This window comes from Polaromonas sp. P1_F9 (genome assembly GCF_056405615.1).
On sequence record NZ_JBFUBT010000002.1, the window covers coordinates 756,927 to 776,140 of the forward strand.

Sequence of the window (19,214 nt, forward strand, 5' to 3'; positions counted from 1 at the left end):
TTGAAGACGGCTCCGGCGTTGCCATGAAACGCGACGCCCTGCAAAGACTCAGGCCAGCTTAGGCAGGCGGTGCGGGAAAGACAAGGCCCTTATTCCCACAAATCGTATCGAAGCCGCGCACAGGTGCTGGCGCCATCCGGCAGCCGGGATCGGGATGAAACCGGTTTCACCTGACGGTTTCATCACCCTCGACTGCTATCAATAACATAGCTGGGGGCGCAAGTTCTATAAGGGCTACAGGCTAAAAACATTCATAATTTGGCGTTTTGGAGGCCGCTGGGGCACATTTACGCCCTCCCGGCGCAGCTTCATGTCCAATACAGGCATGGAACCGACGAACGACACACCTCAAACCGACCAGCGCCTGACGGCGCTGGAGATCAAGGCCAGCTTCACCGAAGACCTGCTGGACCAGCTCGACAAGGTCATCGTGCGGCAGCAGCAGCAAATCGATGCGCTGGTGCGCGAGGTGGCCGAACTGAAAGCCGGCCCGTTGCGCGACGGCGATGTGACGGTGGGCCGCAGCCTGCGCGACGAGCTGCCGCCGCACTTCTAGGCCCGCGCCGCTCAGGCGCCGAGATGGTCGGCGAGCTGGTCGAGGGTGCCGCCGTAGCCTTGCGTGAGCGACGGCTTGAGCTCTTCAAAGTACTGGCGCTCAGCCGCAAGCTCACCAAAGGGTTGTGCGCGCAGTGCCACGATGGTGCTTCCGTTTTTCTCGGTGAAGGTCACGGTGTTTTCTATTTCCAGGGGGCAGGCTTCGCTGAACGGTGCGCGCGCAATGCCGCAGTGTTCGTTGGCAAACGAGTTGAGCCACACGATGCGTTCACCCGCGGCTATTTCACGGTAATTGAACCGGCCCCACATCGTGGGTGCGCCCGGAAACTTCATGGCGTAGTGAAAAAACCCGCCGGGCCTGAACTCGAAACGCAGCAGGTCGACGGTGCAGCCCTTGGGCCCCCACCATTGCTGGATGTTGCCGGCTTCGCTCCACGCTTTCCAGACGCGGTCACGCGGGGCCTTGAACACGCGGTCGATCAGGAACGGGGAAGCCATGGCTGCCTTGCTGTCATTTGCGGGCATGTTTCTTTCCTTTTGCAGAGGTTGATTGAGTTGACTGGGCTGATGACGTGGATGTGTCCGGCTGCAAAAACGCGTCGAGCCTGTCGAAGCTGTCTTCCCAGACATTGCGGTACAGCGCCATCCAGCTGGCGACTTCTTTCAGGGGCGCGGCCTCCAGGCGGCACGGCCTGGTTTGCGCCGCACGTCCGCGAGAGATCAAGCCCGCCCGTTCCAGCACCTTCAGGTGTTTCGAGATGGAGGGCTGCGTCATGTCGAAGGGCGCCGCGAGTTCATTGACCGTGGCTTCGCCGGAAGCAAGCCGGGCGACGATGGCGCGGCGGGTCGGGTCCGCGAGGGCGGCGAACGCCTTGTTGAGGGTGTCTGGGGTCATTACATGGCCAATCGTTTATATAGCTATTTGGCTATATTATGGCGATCAAAACAGGATGTCAACGGCTTGCGGCTTGGGCTCAACTACCAGAGGTTCTTGCCGTCGATCACCGTCACAGGTGCTTCGGCCGCGTCAAACCCGTCAAAGAGGCGGGCGTTGACGCCGATGCGGCGGGTGGTGCCGTCCCAGCTGCCGTCCATCTCGAATGCCGGGCTGTCTGAATAAGTGGACACACCGCATTCGGCGCAGAAGTGGTGGTCTACCAGCTTGGTCTGCCAGCGGTAGATGGCGTCACCGTCCGTGGGCGTGGTGACGTGGAACTGCCCGGGTGTGTAGTACGCCAGCAGCGCACCGCGCCTGGCGCAAAACGAGCAGGTGCAGCGCGTGAGCTGCGCGGGGATTTCGCCGTCAATGCGAAAGGCGTTTTTGCCGCAATGGCAGCTTCCTGTGATCGTCATGCACCACCTCCTCGAACTGTTGCATCGCCGTCTTCACCTTCCCCGTATTCATCTTCTTCATCCGTTTCATCTTCTTCATCTTCATCATCTTCATCTTCATCGGCCACGACGCCGGCAATTTCCTCTGTACCGCCTGGGGCGCAGCTAACTTCGCCCTCCTCGCCCCTTGCTTCCGGGTCTTCATCACGGGCGCCTTCTTCAAGGAAGTCGGCCTCGTCCATTGTCCGGTCGGGCAGGATGTCGGCATCAGGGCGCTCGTCGCCGATGACACCGGCACGCTCGCCGGTACCGGCAGCGTCGCTGTCGCTGGCCAGCTCCTCTTCGCTGTAGGCACCTAGCGTGTCGCTGCCGGTGTCTGAACTGTCGCCCGGGCCGAGCGACTGTGTGTCTTTTCCGCGCATCCACTGTTCGGGCGGAATGCTGCCACCCGCAATGCTGCTTTTTGCCATGCTGTGCCTTCTTTCTGCTTGTACCGGCGCGAACCACGCGCAATGATGGCGGGCAACCCGCCATCGGTTTTATTCTGCAAAGCCGCAGGGGGCGCAGTTGTGGGACAAAACCGCTTCCTGGTTGTCAGCAGGCGCATTCCCCCGCGCATCTGCCGTGACAAGGGCAAGCGCCCAGGCGCGAACCCGCTGGCCAGATGTCCTACAAGGGCCGGGCAAGGCAACCGACACCTTGCGCCACCGGCGTTTCCTTAAATGATGGCTCGGCGTGCCTTGCTGATTTTGCTGATGAATGCCATGTTTGAACTCAACGTCTCCTGGTGGGAGCTGCCCCTGCGGGCGGTCATCATTTACCTTGCGCTGCTGGCCATGGTGCGCGTTTCGGGGCGGCGCACCGTGGGCCAATTCACACCGTTTGACTTGCTGGTGGTGATGCTGCTGAGCGAGTCGGTCTCCAGCGCACTGAACGGAGGGGACGAATCTGTTACAGGCGGCCTGCTGGCGGCCATCACGCTGGTGGCACTGAATGTGCTCGTCGCGTTCATTACCTCGCGCAGCCGCCGCGTGCAAAACGTGCTGGAAGGCCGCCCCTTGCTGGTGGGCCGCAACGGCGAGGTGTTTCTGGAGGTGCTCAAGGCACAGCGCGTGCCCTTGTGCGATGTGGAGCAGGCGTTGCGCGAGGCCGACTGCGACAAGTCGGACATGCGGTTTGCCTTCCTGGAGGCGGACGGGAAAATCAGCGTCCTGAAGGAGTCGTCGAACGATACGTCACCGGTCAAAGAACGCGTCATTGCCGGCTGACTGGGGACTGCGCCCCCATGACGCCGCCCACGGCGGCTTTCCGCAAGCTGGCGCTATTGCGCTATTGCTATTGTTTACCCAGGTATTGGCGCACGGCGGAGGCTGAATTGCCGACAGCCTTGACGGCGTCGCGCAGTTGCTGCTCGGTGCAGCCCAGGGTTTTGGTCCAGTCGCGGACCTCATAGTCCTGCCCCAGGGCGATGAACCTGCGGTCCACAGCAGTTTCAGTTGTATCGTCAGCCATGACGCATCTCCTAGGGAAAAAACGAATGCTAGGACGAAATGTCTGGGGTAACCTGTAGGACAAAACCCGTCACGCAGGCAGTCCGTCTTCCGCTGCCGGCTGACATCTCCAGGCGCATGCCATGTCACTTCCACCGGATTTCAAGCCTTCAGACTTTTCCATCGGCTCCATCAGCGACCGCCAGCTCGTGAACCTGGCCAAGCTGGCCGGTGCCATGACGGAAGGCGACGCGCTGACGCCGGAGCTGCAGGAGTTCACCCTGCTGATCATGGAAAAGTGCGCAGACATCGGCGACAAGTACAAAAGCCAGAAACACGGTCGCACCGCCGGCGACGAGATTCGCGCCCTGTTCGGGGTTTACTGACCACCCTGCGGGTGCCTGCCCTGGCCAGCTGCGACGGGCCGCGCTGCCAGCCCCGTCGTCAATTTGCTACCAAATTAATAGCTGCTTGCGCTTTTCCCTATTGGGCTGAAGGCCAGTTTGATGCATAAACCAGTCGTGGCTAGCCGCCCGTCTCCGCCGCCGGGTGCGCACCGGGCACTGCAGCGCCCGTGCGAAGCAGCACGGCAGCCAGCAAGGCGGCGCAGGCCGCAAACACCGCACCGATGACAAACGCCAGCTGGTAGCCGCCGTTGAGCGCCACCACGGCATCAGCGCCCGCACCGGCCAGCGAACCGGTACGCGCCGCAGCCAGGCTGGCCAGCACCGCCAGCCCCAGCGCGCCGCCCATCATGAAAGACGTATTGACCACACCGGAGGCAATGCCCGACTCGGCCGGGTCCACGTCGCTCATGGCGGCCAGCAACACCGGGTTGAAGGCCATGCCGGCCCCCAGCCCCAGCAGCAGCATGCCGGGCAACACGTCGAGCACAAAGCTGCCGCCCACCGGCGCACGCGCGAACAAGACCAGGCCCAGGGCGGCCAGCAGCAGGCCGGCAGACAGCGGTGCGCGTATGCCGAAACGCATGACGATTTTGGCCGACAGGCCCAGCGAGAACGCGGCCATGATCAGGTTGGCGGGCAAAAAGCCCAGGCCGACCTGCAGGGCGCTGTAGCCCAGCACCAGTTGCATATACAGCGCCGAAATAAAGAACCAGGCAAACATGGCCGCGGCCCACAGTACGCCGACCACGTTGGCGGTGGCGACGTTGCGCAAGCGGAAAAGGCCGAGCGGCACCAGCGGTGTCGTGACCCTGGCCTCGATGGCGAGGAAGATCGCCATCAGCACCATGGCAACGCCCAGCAAACCGAGCGTCTGGCCCGACAGCCACCCTGCTTCGTTGCCGTTGACGATGCCGTAGACGGCCAGCATCAGCGCGGTGGTGACGGTGACGGCGCCCCACACGTCAAGCCGCGCGCCGGTGGCCTGCCCCTTGCCGCCGGGCAGCAGGAACAGGCACAGCGCAAACACGGCGCCTCCTATGGGCAGGTTGACCAGAAAGATCCAGTGCCAGTTGAGCGAATCGGTCAGCACGCCGCCCAGCAACACACCGATGCTGCCGCCGCCGGCACAGACAAAGCCGTAGACACCCATGGCCTTGGCGCGCTCGGCCGGTTCGGTGAAGAGGTTCATGATGAGCGACAGCGAAATCGCCGACACCACCGCGCCGCCCAGGCCCTGCACTGCGCGGGCCACCACCAGCAGCACCTGCGAATTGGCCAGGCCGCAGGCCAGCGAGGCCACGGTAAACAGCGTGAGCCCCGCCAGGAACAACCTGCGCTGGCCGTACAGATCGCCCAGCCGGCCGCCCAGCAGCAAAAAGCCGCCGAAGGTCAGCATGTAGGCGTTCACCACCCAGACGAGCGAGGTTTCGGTAAAGCCGAGGTCGGTGCGGATGGAAGGCAGCGCCACATTCACGATGGTGGTGTCGAGCACGATCATCAGCACGCCCAGGCAGAGCACCATCAGTGCCCACCAGCGCTTTCGGGTTTCCATGTTGTGTGTCATCTACAGTTTCTCCCCGGTTCAATGAAGGTCGATCGGCGTCATCAGCGGAATCAATTCATGAGGCTCGTCAGGTTCTTCAGGTTCGCAAACCCGGATGCTATCAAATCAATAGCTGGTTGCGCTTGTTCAAATTGGTCTGGAGATCATTTTTATGATGAGCCATGCAGCAGGAGCGGTGCGAGGTGCCTGTGTCCTACAAGCGCAGCCGGATTTGGCGGATAGAAGCCGGGCATCCGGCTGGCTAATTTAGCGGTCAGGAAACGGGAGCACCGTGGCCCTCCCGGCACCCTGGCACCCCACACAGGCCGCAGACTTTTCCCATGGGACTTCTCATGCTTTTGACCCCACCCTCCGACCGGGCAACCCGCGCCGCCAGACTTGCGGGCCTCGCCGTGCTGGGCGCCGCCGGCCTCGTGGCCTTGCCGGCACTGGCAGACCCTTCGCCCGCACTGGACCGCGCCAGTCTTTCCATCGGTGCCTTTCATGCAGACCCGACCTTCAACGCGGCGGTGAACACCCGCTTCGGCCGGCTGGATTCCGGCGACGTGAACCGCAGCAGTGTGACCATGCCGCGCATCAAGGCCGACGTGCTGCTGTTTGACAGCCAGGGGCTGTCGCTGGACTACTACCAGTTCAAGCGCGGCTACTCGGATTCACTGGTCAGCAACACCAATGTGGGCAGCGGCACCGTGACCACCACGGGCACCGCCAACCTGGACGTGAAGCTGGACTTTGCCAAGCTGGCCTACAAGTGGTGGCTGGGTTCGGGCAACACCGTGCTGGGCCTGGGCGCAGGCGCTGCCTACTACCGCGCCAGCCTGGATTTACGCGCCACGGCAGCCGTCGGCGGAACCACCGGCGCCATCGCAGAAACCTACAGCGACGACGCCGTGGCGCCGCTGCTGGAAGTCGGCCTTCGCCATGCCATCAGCCCTGACCTGCGGCTGTTTGCCGACGCCTCCGGCGTGAAGAAAACCGGCGGCAGCGTACGCGGCGAGATCTACAACGCCGCGGTGGGTGTGGAATGGTTTCCCCTGAAGAATGTGGGCGTGGTGCTGGACTACGGCCTGACCGACATCGACCTGCACCGCGACGACAGCAACGCCCGCTTTCGCGTCAAGCTCAAGGGTCCCTCGGCTTTTCTGAAAGTGCGGTTTTAGCAGTTCCCCGTGCCGCGCCAGCCCCGGCATGGCGGAAAGCAGGCGCCGACTGGATCAGCGGTTGAGAATATGCAGGATGTTGCCGTCCGGGTCCTTGAACCAGGCGCCCTTGAAGTCGCCCGCGACGTGCGCATCGCCTTGCCGCGTCATGCCGGGCATGTCGTAGTGCTCAAACACCACGCCTTTGGCCTTGAGCGCCTTCAGGATGTCGTCGAACTCGTCGCCCACGCCCCAAGTGGCGGATGTGGCCTTGTTGGTTCCGGCGAAAGACGAGACATACACCACCACAGTGGCAGTGCCGCTCTGGTAGGTCAGCACGCCCTCCTCGGCGGTGTCCAGCGGGGTGAGGCCGAGTGTGCCTCCATAAAATTTCTTCGCCGCCGCAAGGTCCCTGACGGCGATGGTGGCCATGGCGTTTCGGTTGGCAAGCATGATGGCTCCTTTCAGTTGCCATGTTTGTGGCCGCGCCGGGACATGTCAACCCTGGCCCAGCGGGAAAATGTGTCCTTGTGTGCGTGCACCGGGCTCCGCATGCAAAGAAATGTATCCGCGCTCCGCTGGCAGGTAAACCGGCGCAACACCCTGCAAGAACACTGGTATTGGGTACGGGGATAGCATCCAATGGTGACTGACCCCACTCCTCAGGAAGCCCATGCACGCGACAACCAACACTTCCGCTAATACGTCCGCCAATACGCCTTCCAGTCTGAACCACCTCCGCATCTGGATGCCGGTCTCCTTGCTGGCCCTGGCCACCGCGGCAGCCTTGCTGGCCGCGCAGGCACACGCCCAGACCGCGGAGCCGGCCGCGGCGGCGCCCACTCCCGCCGCCGCGCCCGCTTCCACGCCGGCACCGACAACAGTCACCTATTACGAGCCCAAAGACCTGGAGCGCGCCTTCAAGTTCATGGACAAAACCGGCGATGGGAAGGTCAGCCGCGACGAGGCGTCGAACTTTCGCGGCGTCTCCAGGCATTTCGACGAGGCCGACGTCAACAAGGACGGTTTTCTCTCGCGAGAGGAATTCGACAACGCGATGAACCGCAGCAAGGCGCGATAGTCCGATTCCCGGATCACCTCATACACCACTGCGGCCACAAAGCGGCACGGGATTGTCGTGAACGCTATTTCTTCCGGTAGACATACCAGGCCGCGAAGGCAGTAAAAACGCCAATGATCCCCACGATCACCATGAAGCCGTGAGGATACCCGGCCAGGGGGATGCCGCCCACATTCATTCCCAGCAGGCCGGCAACAATGTTGATGGGCAACGCGAGTACGGTGACCATCGTCAGGATGAAGACGCTGCGGTTGGTCTCCTCGCTGACCTGTGCGGCAATTTCCTCTTGCAGGAGCTTGATGCGCTCCTTCAGCTCTGACATGTCCCGGATGGTCAATGAAAATTCTTCCGTCGCCTGGCGAAGCTCCTCCAGGTCGTGCTCGCTGACCCATGGCGGCGGCAGCCGCAGCAGGCGGAACAGCGCGCCGGGCTCCGGCGCGAGCAGCCTCTGCAGCCGCACCAGCACCCGCCGCAGCTTGCCCAGGTCGGCCCTGCGGTTGTGCAGCCGGCCGATCAGGAATTTGTCCTCCACCACATCCACCTGGACAGTGGCGTCACGCACGATGCGCACCAGCACATCGCCCTGCTCGCGCAGCAGCTGGTTCAGAAAAGACACCGATGACGCCAGCGGTTTGCCGTTCTTGATGGCGTCACGCATGCGGTCGATGGAACGCAGGGGATGGGAGCGTGCGCTCAGCGCCATATGGGGCGCCACGTTCAGCCACAGGCTGGACATTTCAGCCGGGTCAAACGCGAATTCATACGCCACGTCGTTGACGACAGCAATCAGGGTGTCGTGCGCATCTTCTATACGGGTGGACCTTGAGCCGGCGTGCAAGGCCTCGAAAAATTCGGGTACGGCGTGCAGATGTTTGCGGATGCTCGCCTCTGCCGCGGCGTCACTCAGGTTGAAGTGCAGCCAGACGAAATCTGATTTTCCCTTGGGGCGTTCGTCCTGCAGCCAGGCGGCCGCCTCCAGGAGATCTACCGGTATGCCGGGCGCGCCGTTTTCAAACCTGTAGCCGCAGAGCAGGCCGGTTCTGTCGGCGCCGTAAGTGATGTCCATTCAGAAGTGGCGTGAAGTAGTCGAGAAATGGGGTGAATCGGACACGACAGGCACCGGCAGCCGGTATCCGGCGACCTGCCCCGGGCAGTGGCGGTCATACAGTGTGTTGCCTTTGCATGACGGTTCGGTGACAGTGGCGTGACCGCGTTCTTCTGGTGCCTTGGCTTGGCGGTCCATGCCCGCAGCACGCCGGGTTGCCACTGAGCTCCAATGCGCCTCATAATTTGAGGACAGGCCGGCAGTAGCTCAGGCCTCGGCTGGTTCCTTCACATCACTGCCGGAGACGATATGGCCACCCACGAGTTGTTTGCCTACCTTCATGTCAAAAATGCGGCAAAGGCCATGGCGTTTTACACCTCGGTTTTTGGCGCTACGGAAAAATTCCGGCTCACAGAACCCGATGGCCGCATCGGCCATGCCGAACTGGACTTTGACGGCGCCACGCTGATGGTGTCGGAAGAATTCCCGGAGTACGGTACCCAGGCGCCCGATGCCGGCGCGCCGGCCACCGTCACGCTGCATCTGCATGTGGACAACTGCGATGAGGTGATTGCGCGTGCGCTGAAAGCCGGCGCCACGCTGGAAATGGCGGCGCAAGACCAGTTTTATGGTGAACGCTCGGGCAGCTTTCGCGATCCGGCAGGCTACCGCTGGAGTGTGGGTCACAGCATTGAAACCGTGTCACCAGAAGAAATGCAGCGCCGCTATACCGCGCTGATGACCACGCCTTCTGCGTGAATTTGCCATGAAAATATAGCCGCCTGCGCCCGCCAGTAAAGGCTAAAAGCCCGGATTTATCCACTAGCGCGGTAGAAACCCCGTAGCCTGCCACGGGCCCGGTGCAGGTTCAGGCTTCGTCCGTCGGCGATTCCGCAGAATTGCTTTGCCCGAGCACGCGCCGCAAGGTTTCGAGGAGTTCGGTGTTGGAAGTCTTGGCCTTGACCAGCACGGCGGCCGCCCGCGTGGCTTGAAGCCTGTCAACCTCCAGCGCCGAGAAAATCACCACCGGCGGCGGGCCATCCATGGCCTCGACGTCCTTGAGCAAATCCCAGCCCGAACCGCCTGGCAGGCTGAGGTCCAGCAGGACCAGGTCAAAGCGCTGTTCCTTCAGCCTGTCGCGTGCTTCCTGCACCGTGTCGGCAAAGACGAAGGTCGCAAACCCCTGGGCAATGGTCGCTGCGATGCGCTGGATGTCCGGATCGTCTTCAACATGCAGAATGACGGCGCGGGCTTCGACCGAACCCGCAATGGCGCGCCGCACGCCCAGCACGAGCATGTTCTCGTCAATGGGTTTTTCCAGCCAGTCCGATACGGTCAGCGACTGCTCGTTGAACTGGATCCGCCCTTCAGCCGCGGAGGCCGACACCACAACGATCGGCACGTCGCGTGTATGCAGCTGGGCGCGCAGCGCCCGGATCAGCGCAATGCCGTCCTGGTCGGGCAACTTCAGGTCTATGGTGACGGCGGCGTACCGCCTTCTTGCCAGCTCCGCGACGGCCTGCCTGGCCGTGTACACCATTTCGGTGTCAAAACCACCCTTGTCGAGCATCATGCTGATCAGGCGGGAGATGTCCGGGTCGTCCTCACATATCAGCACACGCGGCCGCTGTTCGACCAGTGCCGAGAAACCGGAAGTGCGCTCCGGTGAATCCACCCATTCGGGCAGTTCAAAGAAGAAGGTGGTGCCGACCCCGGCGTCGGTATGAAAACCGATGCTGCCGCCCAGGCGCTCGATGATGGCCCGTGAAATATTGAGGCCCAGGCCGGTGCCGCCCTTTTGCCGCGTATCGGAGGAGTCCGCCTGGGAGAATTTCTGGAAGATGCGGTTGCGGAATTCCTCCGGGATGCCGGGCCCGTGGTCCCGCACCTCAACGCGTATGCCCGTCTCGCTGCGTGCCACGTGAATATCCACCGTGCCGCCTTCGGGCGAGAACTTCATCGCGTTGGACAGCAGGTTGGTCACCACCTGCGTCAGCCGGTCGCTGTCGACCCTGACCTGCAGGTCCTCGTCGGGAAACTCGAGCTGCAGGTGCACATTCTTCGCCGCGCCGTAGCCTTCGTTGGCGGCCAACGCCTGCTCCAGCAAAGGCCTGAGTTCGATGGCCTGGAAATCCAGGGTCATCTTGCCGGACTCGATCTTCTCGATGTCCAGGATGTCGTTGATCAGCCGGATCAGGCGCTCACAGTTGGTCTTCGCGATGCCCACCAGCGTCTTGACGGCGTCGGGCAGCTGGCCGGCAACACCGCCGGAGATCAGGCCCAGCGAGCCCCGGATCGAGGTAAGCGGCGTGCGCAGCTCGTGGCTGACCGTCGAGACGAATTCACTCTTCATGCGGTCAATGCGCTTGAGTTCGGTGACGTCGTTGGCCAGCGTGTAGAAGCCGATCACCTTGCCCTCATCGGCGCCGTCGCCGTAGCGCGGGAAATAATTGACCACGTAATCGCGCATGCCACCGTGGGCAGTTTTCTGCGATCGCTCGTAGACCACCGGGTAGCCCTGCAGCACTTCTTCCACCCGGGGCTTGATCAGGGCGTACATCTCATCGCCCACGATGTCCCGAATGGTCTTGCCTTCGAGCTGCGCTTGCGTCATGCCGAAGACTTCCTCATAGGCCCGGTTATGAAAGCACAGGCGCTGGTCGGCGTCGGCGTAAGTGATCCAGGCCGGCACGGTGTCGGTGATTTCGCGCAGCTGCGCTTCGCTGGTGCGCAGGGCCTCGGTGACACGGCGGATTTCGGTGGTTTCGCGTCCCGTGCCGCGGTAGCCGGTGAATTTTCCGTTGGCGTCGAATTTGGGCACGCCACTGATGCTGAAGTAGTGCAGCCGACCCTTGGAGTCGCGCCGGGTACTTTCAAGGTCGCGGAAAACCTCGTGCCGGGCTATCGTGGCCTTGTACTCGGCCAACGCACCGGCTTCGATGTTGATGTAGTCGAGCTCCCAGGCAGTCTTGCCATGGGCCGCTTTCGGGATGCCCGAGGTGCTTGGGGCTTCGCCGGGAACCTCGACGAAGCGGAAGTTTTCGTCCTGCTCCCAGAACCAGTCGGAAGCCAGCGCCGTGAGCGCGCGAAAGCGTTCCTCGCTTTCACGCAGGACCTGCTCGGTCTGCTTGCGCTCGGTGATGTCCTGGATCTGCGCGATAAATTGAAGCGGCTTTCTGTCTGCATCGCGCACGAGAGAGCAACTCATGTAGCCCCAGACAGTACGGCCGGACTTGTGGATGTAGCGCTTTTCGACGTGGAACGATTCGATTTCGCCGGCCAATGCCCTGCGGCGCTGCTCCAGGTCCCACGCAATATCGTCGGGATGGGTGAGGTCATGGATGGTGCGCGACAGCATTTCCGCCTCTGAATACCCCAGCATCTGGCAAAAAGCGGTGTTGACCTTCAGCCGTCGCGAGTCGATGCCGATCAGCGTCATCCCGATGGCCGCATGTTCAAACGCATTGCTGAACTGTTGGTCACTGACCGTGAAGACATCGTTGTCCGTGCTGATGGGGCCGGCCCCCTTGGGACTTACTTCTCCGGCGTCCTCGAACGCACTTGCGCCGCCGTCCGCCAACGCGACGCCTGAATCGTCAAACACGTCCCCCTCAGCCGGCATGGCTCCGGCCTGCTCGCCTCCGAGCGTGAAATAAAAGGTACTGCCCTCACCCACCGCCGACTTGGCCCAGATTTTTCCGCCGTGACGGGTGATGATGCGTTTGACCGTGGCCAGCCCGATGCCGCTGCCGGCGAACTCTTCCGGTGAATGCAGCCGCTCGAAAGTGCCGAAGAGCTTGTCGGCATACGCCATGTCGAAGCCGGCACCGTTATCCCGCACAAAGTACACCACCTGGTCCTCAGGCCCTGCTTCTTTTCCGACCAGGATTTCGGTGTGCGGTTTTTTCGAGGTGAACTTCCATGCATTGGCGATCAGGTTCTCCAGCACCTGACGCAGCAACGCAACGTCCGCCCGGCCCCACAGGTTGGGCTCGACAGTGATCCGCACCCGGCGGTCAGGATCGTTTTCCGTCCATTGCTTGATGATCTTGGCCGCCTCGGTGCTGATGTCGACAGACTCCCAGTTCAGGCTGGTCCGCGACAACTGGGCCAGGGATAGCAGGCCATCGGTCAGTTCACCCATGCGGCGCACACTGCTGCGTATACGGCCCATGAAGTGATGCGCGCGCTCCCCCGATTCAGGGGGGACCGCCTTTTCAAGCAGCGCACAAAATCCGTCGATGGTGCTCAGGGGAGTCCGCAAGTCGTGCGCCACGGAGTATGAGAAGGCCTCGATCTCCCGGGTGGCGACTTCCAGCTGGGCGGTCCTGCGCAGCACGCGTTTTTCCAGGTTGACGTTGAGCCGGACGATTTCCTGCTCTGCCTGCCGGCGTTTGCTGATGTCGGTAATGGTGCTGACATACCCAGACGGGGCGCCGTTCCCGTCCACCAGGGGCTGCACGTTGATCAGTGCCCAGAACTCACTGCCGTCGGGCCTGCGATGGCACACCACGCGGTTCAGCTGTGGCTGGCCGGTACGCACGGCCGCAACACTGGGCCACTCTTCCCTGGGCATGGGCGTGCCGTCTTCGCGGAACCGCTGCCATTCCGGCTCGACCGAGGTCTGGCCTTTCAGCTGGGCCAGGGCCAGGCCGAGGATGCGCTCCGCACTGGCATTGCAGTCAACGATATGCCCCTGGGCGTCCCGCAGGATCACACCTTCGGCCAGCGCACCCACAACCGCCCGGAAGCGGGCCTCGCCGACCCGCAGCGCCATTTCCACTTCCTTGCGCGACGAGATGTCGGCACCCACACCCCGATAACCCACAAAGGTTCCATCGTCGCCAAACACCGGTTCCCCGCTGACGCTTCGGTAAACGACGCTGCCATCCTCCTTGGTCAGCCGGTATTCAAAATTGCGGAACGGCAAATGCGCCTGTAACACCGCCTTGTGCTCTTCCCATGTGCCGACAAGCGGCGCAGCGTTGGGGAGGTCCCATCGGCATTGCCCCTCTCCAATGACCTGGGTTCCCAAGGCGAAGCGTTGCGGATCGTTGGAGACAAAGACGTTGCGGAAGTTTGTATCCTGTTCCCAGTACCAGTCGGACGAAAGACCGGTGAGGCTGCGAAAGCGCTCTTCGCTGCGGCGCAGGTTGGCCTCGGCCTCAAGCCGTGCGGTGATGTCGCTACCCACGCCCCGATAGCCGGTGAAGCGGCCGTTGGCATCCACCATTGGCTCTCCGCTGATGGACAAGGTCACGCGCTTGCCGTCTTTTTCTAGGCGTTCGTATTCAAAGTTGCGGAAGACTTCGTGGCGCTCCAACAGGGCGCGGTGATGTGCCCACATCTCCTGGTTGGCCTGGCTGTGGTCGATCTCCCAGCGTGTTTTACCGATGTGCTCACTGATGGCGCGCCTGGCCTCTTCCGTCTTGCCGCCAGAGAGTTTGGTGAAGCGGAAATTGGCATCGGTTTCCCAGTACCAGTCGGACGAAAGACTGGTCAGGCTGCGGAATTGCTGTTCGCTGCTGCGCAAGCGCTCTTCATCCGCCAGCTGCTGGGTGATGTCCTCCGCCGTAACAAGGACGTGTGTCACCACACCACTGGAATCTTTCAGCGGAACCTTGCGCATGTGCACACGGATGACGCCCTTGTGCTTGGTCTGGACAAGGCGGTCAGGGAATTCCTGCATCTTTCCGGCAGCAATCAGGGCGAGATCCGAGGCATGCATGTTGTGGGCATGGGCCTTGGGCCACAGATCATGGACGGTATGGCCGATCGCTTCCGCCCGCGTGAAACCATAAAGCTCTTCCGCCGCGCGATTCCATGCGACATAACGGTGGTCCGTGACGGCTTTCAGGTTCATGGCGATCGGAATGTTCTCAACGATGTCGTCGAGCAGGCGGGCGACTTTGCGTTCTTTTTCCTCCGCGCGCCTGCTGGCCGTGACGTCGCGCGTGATACCCCGATAACCCATGAACTCCTGATGTTTGTTGAACACCGGCACGCCGCTGATGGAGAAATAATGCGCGACGCCATCCTCCAGCACGCGTATATATTCGAAATCGCGAAAGGGCTTTCGTTCAGCCAGCACGGCGCGGTGGTCTTCCCATGACATGGTGACCGGCAGGGCGCCAGGCAGTTCCCAGCGGCATTTGCCGACGGAACTGTCGAGATCCTTATCTTGTGACTTGCTGCTGTACTCGGCCGTGAAGTCGGTAAAACGATATTGCGCGTCCTGCTCCCAGTACCAGTCCGCCGAGACGGTGGCAAGGCTGCGCAAGCTGCTGATGTCGTCCCTGAGCGATTCGACCAGTCGCTGCTGCTCAACGATCTCAAGCTTCAGCGCATCATTGGCGGCCGCCAGCGCAAGCGCTTCGGCCTGCATGCGCTGCTGGGACTGCTCGGCAGTCTCGTCGCGTTTCATCGCGGCACCTCGGCGGTAACCGTGCCGGGCCGGCGCGGCAGGGGCACGGGCGCCCCCATCAGGCCAGGCTCACGGTGGACTGCGGTGAATGCGCTTGGCAAACTGGGGATCATCCGCCGGTAGTGACTTTCTTTGCAAAGGTGCGCGGCTCTATCGGGGCCCGCTTTAAGTAGCAGCCGCACTGCAAGTGTGTAATGCTGCATTTAATTGCGCTATAGGACAACACCCTGATTTCTTTTGACCGTGCCTTCCATTAGATTGGCTTGGTTTTTGCATACTTAAGACCTCCCATGACGGCAGTTAATAAGTCCTCGGAATTACACGAATTGCCGTTTCGGTATTTGGCAATTATTACCACCACTCCACTCAGGCAGTCTGGGGGTATTCCAGCGCCAGCCCGGCCGCCTGCCAGGCGTCGATACCGCCGTGCAACGGCCTGACATTGCTGAACCCGGCCGCCATCAGGCGCCTGGCCACCAGGGCGGCAGAAGCATCGTTGGGGCAGGCGCAATAAACGACCACAGCGACATCGTGCGGGATATCAAGCGATGCCCGGGTTCGGTCCAGATCCGACCAGACCAGCGCGCCGGGGATGATGCCGCCGCCGGCACGTGCCAGCTCCGTGCGCACGTCCAGGATAACGGCGGGCTTGTTCTGCTGTGTGAGCTGCAGCAGCTCCTGCGGTGAAATGCGGGCCATGCGCAGCTGCCGGTAAAAGCGCTGCCGCTGCCACCATTTGTGCGCCAGAAAGAGCGCAAACGCAGCCAGCAGCACCGTCAGCCCGATGCGCCCCATCTGCTCGAAAATCGCCAGTACATCAGCCACGGCGTCGTGAAAAACCATGCCGATTCCCACACCTGCACCGGCGTAAAGCGTTGCGCCCAGCGCATCAAAAACCAGAAAGCGGCCGAAGGGAATGCCGGTGCGTCCGGCCAGCGCCGTGGCGAGCGAAGCAAACCCGGGAATGAACTTTGCCAGGATGAGCGACTTGACGCCCCAACGCGTGAAGATGGATTCGGTTTGCCGCACGCAGGAGTCGGGTGACAGCGAAATGCGGCACAGCGTTTTCAGCACACGGCTGCCGTAGCGGTGGCCGGCCCAGTACCAGACGCTGTCCGCGGCCAGGCAAGCCAGTACGGCGGTGAAGATAAGGCCTGCCGCGGAGTATTGGCCGTTAAAGCTCAACGCGCCGGTGAGGATCAGCACCGGATAGGCCGGGATCGGCAAGCCGAGCTGTTCCAGCCCGACATTCAGGAAAACGGCGGCGAGCCCGTAGTGCTCGAGCCACACAATGATCTGTTCCATGGAGTCGCGTTACTTTCTGCGGGGGTCGTTGCCGGCTGCAAAGCCGTTTGGCCCCGCTTTTGTTGCCCGTTCATGCAATGTAGACGGCCGCGGCGCAGCAGTAAATGGTGGCCCGGCGAATGTTCTTTTTCCATGGGGAGAACAATTCGGGCAATTCGGGTTGTTTGGGCTGATTTTCAGGGCGGCGCCTGCGCTACCATGAACCCTTCCCCTGTTCACGTGACTCAGAGAGCGACTACCGATTGAAATACCTTGTGGCTGTCCGGGCCCTGTGCGAGTTCACCGCCAAGCATGGCGACCTGGACCTGCGCTTTACGCCGTCACCTTCCGCACTGGAAGGCATGGCCGGGCACGCCATGGTGGCATCGCGCCGTGCAGACTCCTCAGAGTCCTATCAGGCCGAAGTCAGCCTGGAGGGCGAGTACAAGACCCTGAAGGTGCGCGGCCGTGCCGACGGCTACGACCCTGAACGCAACCAGCTTGAAGAGGTCAAGACTTTCCGGGGCGACCTGCACGCCATGGCCGACAACCGCCGCCACCTGCACTGGGCACAGCTGAAGATTTACGGCTGGCTGCTTTGCGAAGCCAAAAAGCTGCAGGACATCAACCTGACACTGGTGTACTTTGACGTGGCCAGCACGCAGGAAACACCGCTGACCGAACATTTTTCCGCCGCGTCGCTCAAGGAGTACTTTGAAACGCAGTGCGAGCGCTTTTTGGCCTGGGCCAACCAGGAGCTGGCGCACCGCCAGGCGCGTGATGCTGCGCTGGCCACGCTGGCATTTCCGCACCCCGCATTCAGGCCGGGTCAGCGCGAACTGGCCGAAGCGGTTTACAAGACAGCCCAAGCCGGCGCCTGCCTGATGGCACAGGCGCCCACGGGCATCGGCAAAACCATTGGCACGGTGTTCCCGCTGCTCAAGGCTGTACCGAAGAAGCAACTCGACAAGCTGTTTTTCCTGGCAGCCAAGACACCGGGCCGCAGGCTGGCGCTCGACGCACTGGACCGCATCAAAGGCAGCACGACGGCCCTGCCGCTGCGCGTGCTGGAGCTGGTGGCGCGTGACAAGGCGTGTGAACACCCGGGCAAGGCCTGCCACGGCGACGCCTGCCCGCTGGCCAAAGGCTTTTATGACCGGCTGCCCGAGGCGCGCAGCGCTGCGGTGCAGCATGCCGCCGCGCAAGGCCCGCTCGATAAGGCGGCGTTACGTGAACTGGCGCTGGCCCATCATGTGTGCCCTTACTACCTGAGCCAGGAACTGGTCACCTGGGCAGACGTGGTGGTGGGCGACTACAACTATTACTTCGACACCAGCGCGCTGCTGCACGGCCATGCCGTGGGCAACCAGTGGCGCGTAGGCGTGCTGGTGGACGAAGCGCACAACCTGGTGGAGCGCGCGCGCAAGATGTACTCAGCCACGCTGAGCCAGGCGCAGCTGCAACAGGTGCACGCCACCGCGCCCCGCGCCGTTCGCGGCGCACTGGAGCGGCTCAACCGCAGCCTGCTGGAATTGCAGGAGGCGCAGCAGGCGCGGGGCGAGGCCTACCAGGTCCATCCCGAGCTGCCCGTACCTTTCCTGAAAACCCTGGCGCAGGCGCTGACCCAGATCACCGACTTCCTGCTGGCCAACCCGACCCGCATGGACGGCGAACTGCAGGATTTTTATTTCGAGGCACTGCACTTTTCGCGCATGGCTGAAGACTTTGGCGAACACTCGCTGTTTGACGTGACGCTGCAGCAGGAAGCCGGCCGCGACGCGCTGGGCCAGGTACTCGGGCAGCAGCTCGCGGTGCTCAACATCCGCAATGTGGTGCCTGCGCCCTTCCTGGCGCCGCGTTTTGCCGCCGCGCAGTCGACGGCACTCTTCTCCGCCACGCTGAGCCCGCAAAACTACTACGCCGACACGCTGGGCCTGCCGGCCGGCACGGTGTGGACAGAGGTGGAGTCGCCGTTCCTGGCCGAGCAATTGCAGGTTTCGGTGGTGAGCGATGTCTCAACGCGCTTTCAGCACCGTGACGACTCGCTTTCGCCCATCGTCGACCTGATGGCGCGGCAGTATGAGGGCCGGCCAGGCAATTACCTGGCGTTCCTGAGCAGCTACGACTACCTGCAAAAACTGGTCACGCTGTTCCGGCGGCGCTACCCGCAGATTCCCGTGTGGGAACAGACGCGCGGCATGGAAGAAGCCGCGCGCGACGCCTTCCTGGCGCGCTTCACGCCAGCCTCGCAAGGCATCGGCTTTGCAGTGTTGGGCGGCTCGTTCGCCGAAGGCATAGACCTGCCGGGCGACCGGCTGATAGGCGCGTTCATCGCCACACTGGGTTTGCCGCAGGTCAATGCAGTGAACGAGCAGATCCGCGAACGCATGGGCATCAACTTCGGCGCGGCCCAGAGCTACGACTACACCTATCTCTATCCCGGCCTGCAGAAAGTCGTGCAGGCCGCCGGACGGGTGATACGCACCACCTCGGACCGCGGCGTGGTCTATCTCATGGACGACCGCTTCACCCGGCCCGAAGTACAAAACCTGCTGCCGGGCTGGTGGAAGGTGGCGCGGCTACGCGCCAGGCGGCGGGAGCCGGCCGCGGCGCTGTAAGGGCTGCGCACTGAATCACTAAAGCAAAAGCCCGCGGACGCGGGCTTTTACCTGCACGGCCATGAAGGCCGCTCACCATGCGGGGCCTAGAACACGCCCAGCAGCATGAGGATAAGAACCACACTAAGGGGAACACCCAGTAACCAGGCAATGAGAGGCATTTGATTCTCCTGAAAGTTGTCAAATTGAAGACAACTTCAATGTAGATCGCGGCCGGGGGCGGCCATGCCAGCCTGAAGGCTTGCTGCAAGTAAGGAATTGCTGACGCGCGTGTA

General features: G+C 62.4%; 17 protein-coding genes. 7 read left to right on the forward strand and 10 right to left on the reverse strand.

What is annotated here, in order from left to right:
* Window positions 1-325: 325 nt before the first annotated feature.
* The gene (locus AC1DYR_RS08745) at window positions 326-556 is read left to right on the forward strand and encodes a SlyX family protein (RefSeq protein WP_477704802.1); all 231 of its coding nucleotides are present in this window, start codon (window positions 326-328) and stop codon (window positions 554-556) included.
* An 11-nt stretch (window positions 557-567) separates the two neighbouring features.
* On the opposite strand, the gene AC1DYR_RS08750 is transcribed toward AC1DYR_RS08745, so the two are convergent.
* The 4 genes from AC1DYR_RS08750 to AC1DYR_RS08765 form a co-directional block, all read right to left on the reverse strand.
* A complete protein-coding gene (locus AC1DYR_RS08750) occupies window positions 568-1,080 on the reverse strand; it encodes an SRPBCC family protein (protein ID WP_477704743.1) in 513 nt (170 codons plus the stop codon).
* A complete protein-coding gene (locus AC1DYR_RS08755) occupies window positions 1,067-1,450 on the reverse strand; it encodes an ArsR/SmtB family transcription factor (protein ID WP_457282120.1) in 384 nt (127 codons plus the stop codon). Before AC1DYR_RS08755 ends, AC1DYR_RS08750 begins: the two co-directional genes overlap by 14 nt.
* Before the next feature lie 83 nt (window positions 1,451-1,533).
* Window positions 1,534-1,908 carry a GFA family protein gene (locus tag AC1DYR_RS08760; RefSeq protein WP_477668189.1) on the reverse strand — a complete coding sequence of 125 codons (375 nt, stop codon included), beginning with the start codon at window positions 1,906-1,908 and terminating at the stop codon, window positions 1,534-1,536.
* Complete coding sequence (locus AC1DYR_RS08765; protein WP_477704744.1) at window positions 1,905-2,357, reverse strand: hypothetical protein; 453 nt, start codon at window positions 2,355-2,357, stop codon at window positions 1,905-1,907. Before AC1DYR_RS08765 ends, AC1DYR_RS08760 begins: the two co-directional genes overlap by 4 nt.
* A gap of 294 nt (window positions 2,358-2,651) precedes the next feature.
* Here AC1DYR_RS08765 and AC1DYR_RS08770 point away from each other — a divergent pair, with 294 nt between their 5' ends.
* A complete protein-coding gene (locus AC1DYR_RS08770; RefSeq protein WP_477704803.1) occupies window positions 2,652-3,155 on the forward strand; it encodes a DUF421 domain-containing protein in 504 nt (167 codons plus the stop codon).
* Window positions 3,156-3,222: 67 nt separating this feature from the next.
* Here the strand turns inward: AC1DYR_RS08770 and AC1DYR_RS08775 are convergent, their stop codons facing one another.
* The gene (locus AC1DYR_RS08775) at window positions 3,223-3,399 is read right to left on the reverse strand and encodes a DUF3606 domain-containing protein (RefSeq protein ID WP_477704745.1); all 177 of its coding nucleotides are present in this window, start codon (window positions 3,397-3,399) and stop codon (window positions 3,223-3,225) included.
* Window positions 3,400-3,520: 121 nt separating this feature from the next.
* Between AC1DYR_RS08775 and AC1DYR_RS08780 the strand changes: the two genes are divergently transcribed.
* Window positions 3,521-3,763, forward strand: a complete 243-nt coding sequence (locus AC1DYR_RS08780; RefSeq protein ID WP_477648985.1) for a hypothetical protein — start codon at window positions 3,521-3,523, stop codon at window positions 3,761-3,763.
* 139 nt (window positions 3,764-3,902) lie between these two features.
* On the opposite strand, the gene AC1DYR_RS08785 is transcribed toward AC1DYR_RS08780, so the two are convergent.
* Window positions 3,903-5,348 carry a DHA2 family efflux MFS transporter permease subunit gene (locus AC1DYR_RS08785; protein ID WP_477704746.1) on the reverse strand — a complete coding sequence of 482 codons (1,446 nt, stop codon included), beginning with the start codon at window positions 5,346-5,348 and terminating at the stop codon, window positions 3,903-3,905.
* Window positions 5,349-5,680: 332 nt separating this feature from the next.
* On the opposite strand from AC1DYR_RS08785, the gene AC1DYR_RS08790 reads away from it, so the two are divergent.
* Entirely contained in the window at window positions 5,681-6,508 is an 828-nt protein-coding gene (locus AC1DYR_RS08790; RefSeq protein ID WP_477704747.1) for a hypothetical protein, read from the forward strand.
* Between the two features lie 54 nt (window positions 6,509-6,562).
* On the opposite strand, the gene AC1DYR_RS08795 is transcribed toward AC1DYR_RS08790, so the two are convergent.
* A complete protein-coding gene (locus tag AC1DYR_RS08795; RefSeq protein ID WP_477704748.1) occupies window positions 6,563-6,940 on the reverse strand; it encodes a VOC family protein in 378 nt (125 codons plus the stop codon).
* 220 nt (window positions 6,941-7,160) lie between these two features.
* On the opposite strand from AC1DYR_RS08795, the gene AC1DYR_RS08800 reads away from it, so the two are divergent.
* A complete protein-coding gene (locus AC1DYR_RS08800) occupies window positions 7,161-7,568 on the forward strand; it encodes an EF-hand domain-containing protein (RefSeq protein WP_477704749.1) in 408 nt (135 codons plus the stop codon).
* A gap of 64 nt (window positions 7,569-7,632) precedes the next feature.
* Here AC1DYR_RS08800 and AC1DYR_RS08805 read toward each other — a convergent pair whose 3' ends face one another.
* Window positions 7,633-8,634, reverse strand: a complete 1,002-nt coding sequence (locus tag AC1DYR_RS08805) for a transporter (RefSeq protein ID WP_477704750.1) — start codon at window positions 8,632-8,634, stop codon at window positions 7,633-7,635.
* 288 nt (window positions 8,635-8,922) lie between these two features.
* On the opposite strand from AC1DYR_RS08805, the gene AC1DYR_RS08810 reads away from it, so the two are divergent.
* Entirely contained in the window at window positions 8,923-9,372 is a 450-nt protein-coding gene (locus AC1DYR_RS08810; RefSeq protein WP_477704751.1) for a VOC family protein, read from the forward strand.
* A gap of 109 nt (window positions 9,373-9,481) precedes the next feature.
* Here the strand turns inward: AC1DYR_RS08810 and AC1DYR_RS08815 are convergent, their stop codons facing one another.
* Both AC1DYR_RS08815 and AC1DYR_RS08820 read right to left on the reverse strand, forming a co-directional pair.
* Window positions 9,482-15,037, reverse strand: a complete 5,556-nt coding sequence (locus AC1DYR_RS08815; protein WP_477704752.1) for a PAS domain S-box protein — start codon at window positions 15,035-15,037, stop codon at window positions 9,482-9,484.
* Window positions 15,038-15,403: 366 nt separating this feature from the next.
* Window positions 15,404-16,342 (reverse strand): rhodanese-like domain-containing protein, encoded by a 939-nt coding sequence (locus AC1DYR_RS08820; protein WP_477704753.1) that lies wholly within the window; start codon window positions 16,340-16,342, stop codon window positions 15,404-15,406.
* Window positions 16,343-16,584: 242 nt separating this feature from the next.
* Between AC1DYR_RS08820 and AC1DYR_RS08825 the strand changes: the two genes are divergently transcribed.
* Window positions 16,585-18,939 (forward strand): ATP-dependent DNA helicase, encoded by a 2,355-nt coding sequence (locus AC1DYR_RS08825; RefSeq protein ID WP_477704754.1) that lies wholly within the window; start codon window positions 16,585-16,587, stop codon window positions 18,937-18,939.
* The last annotated feature ends 275 nt before the right edge of the window (window positions 18,940-19,214 follow it).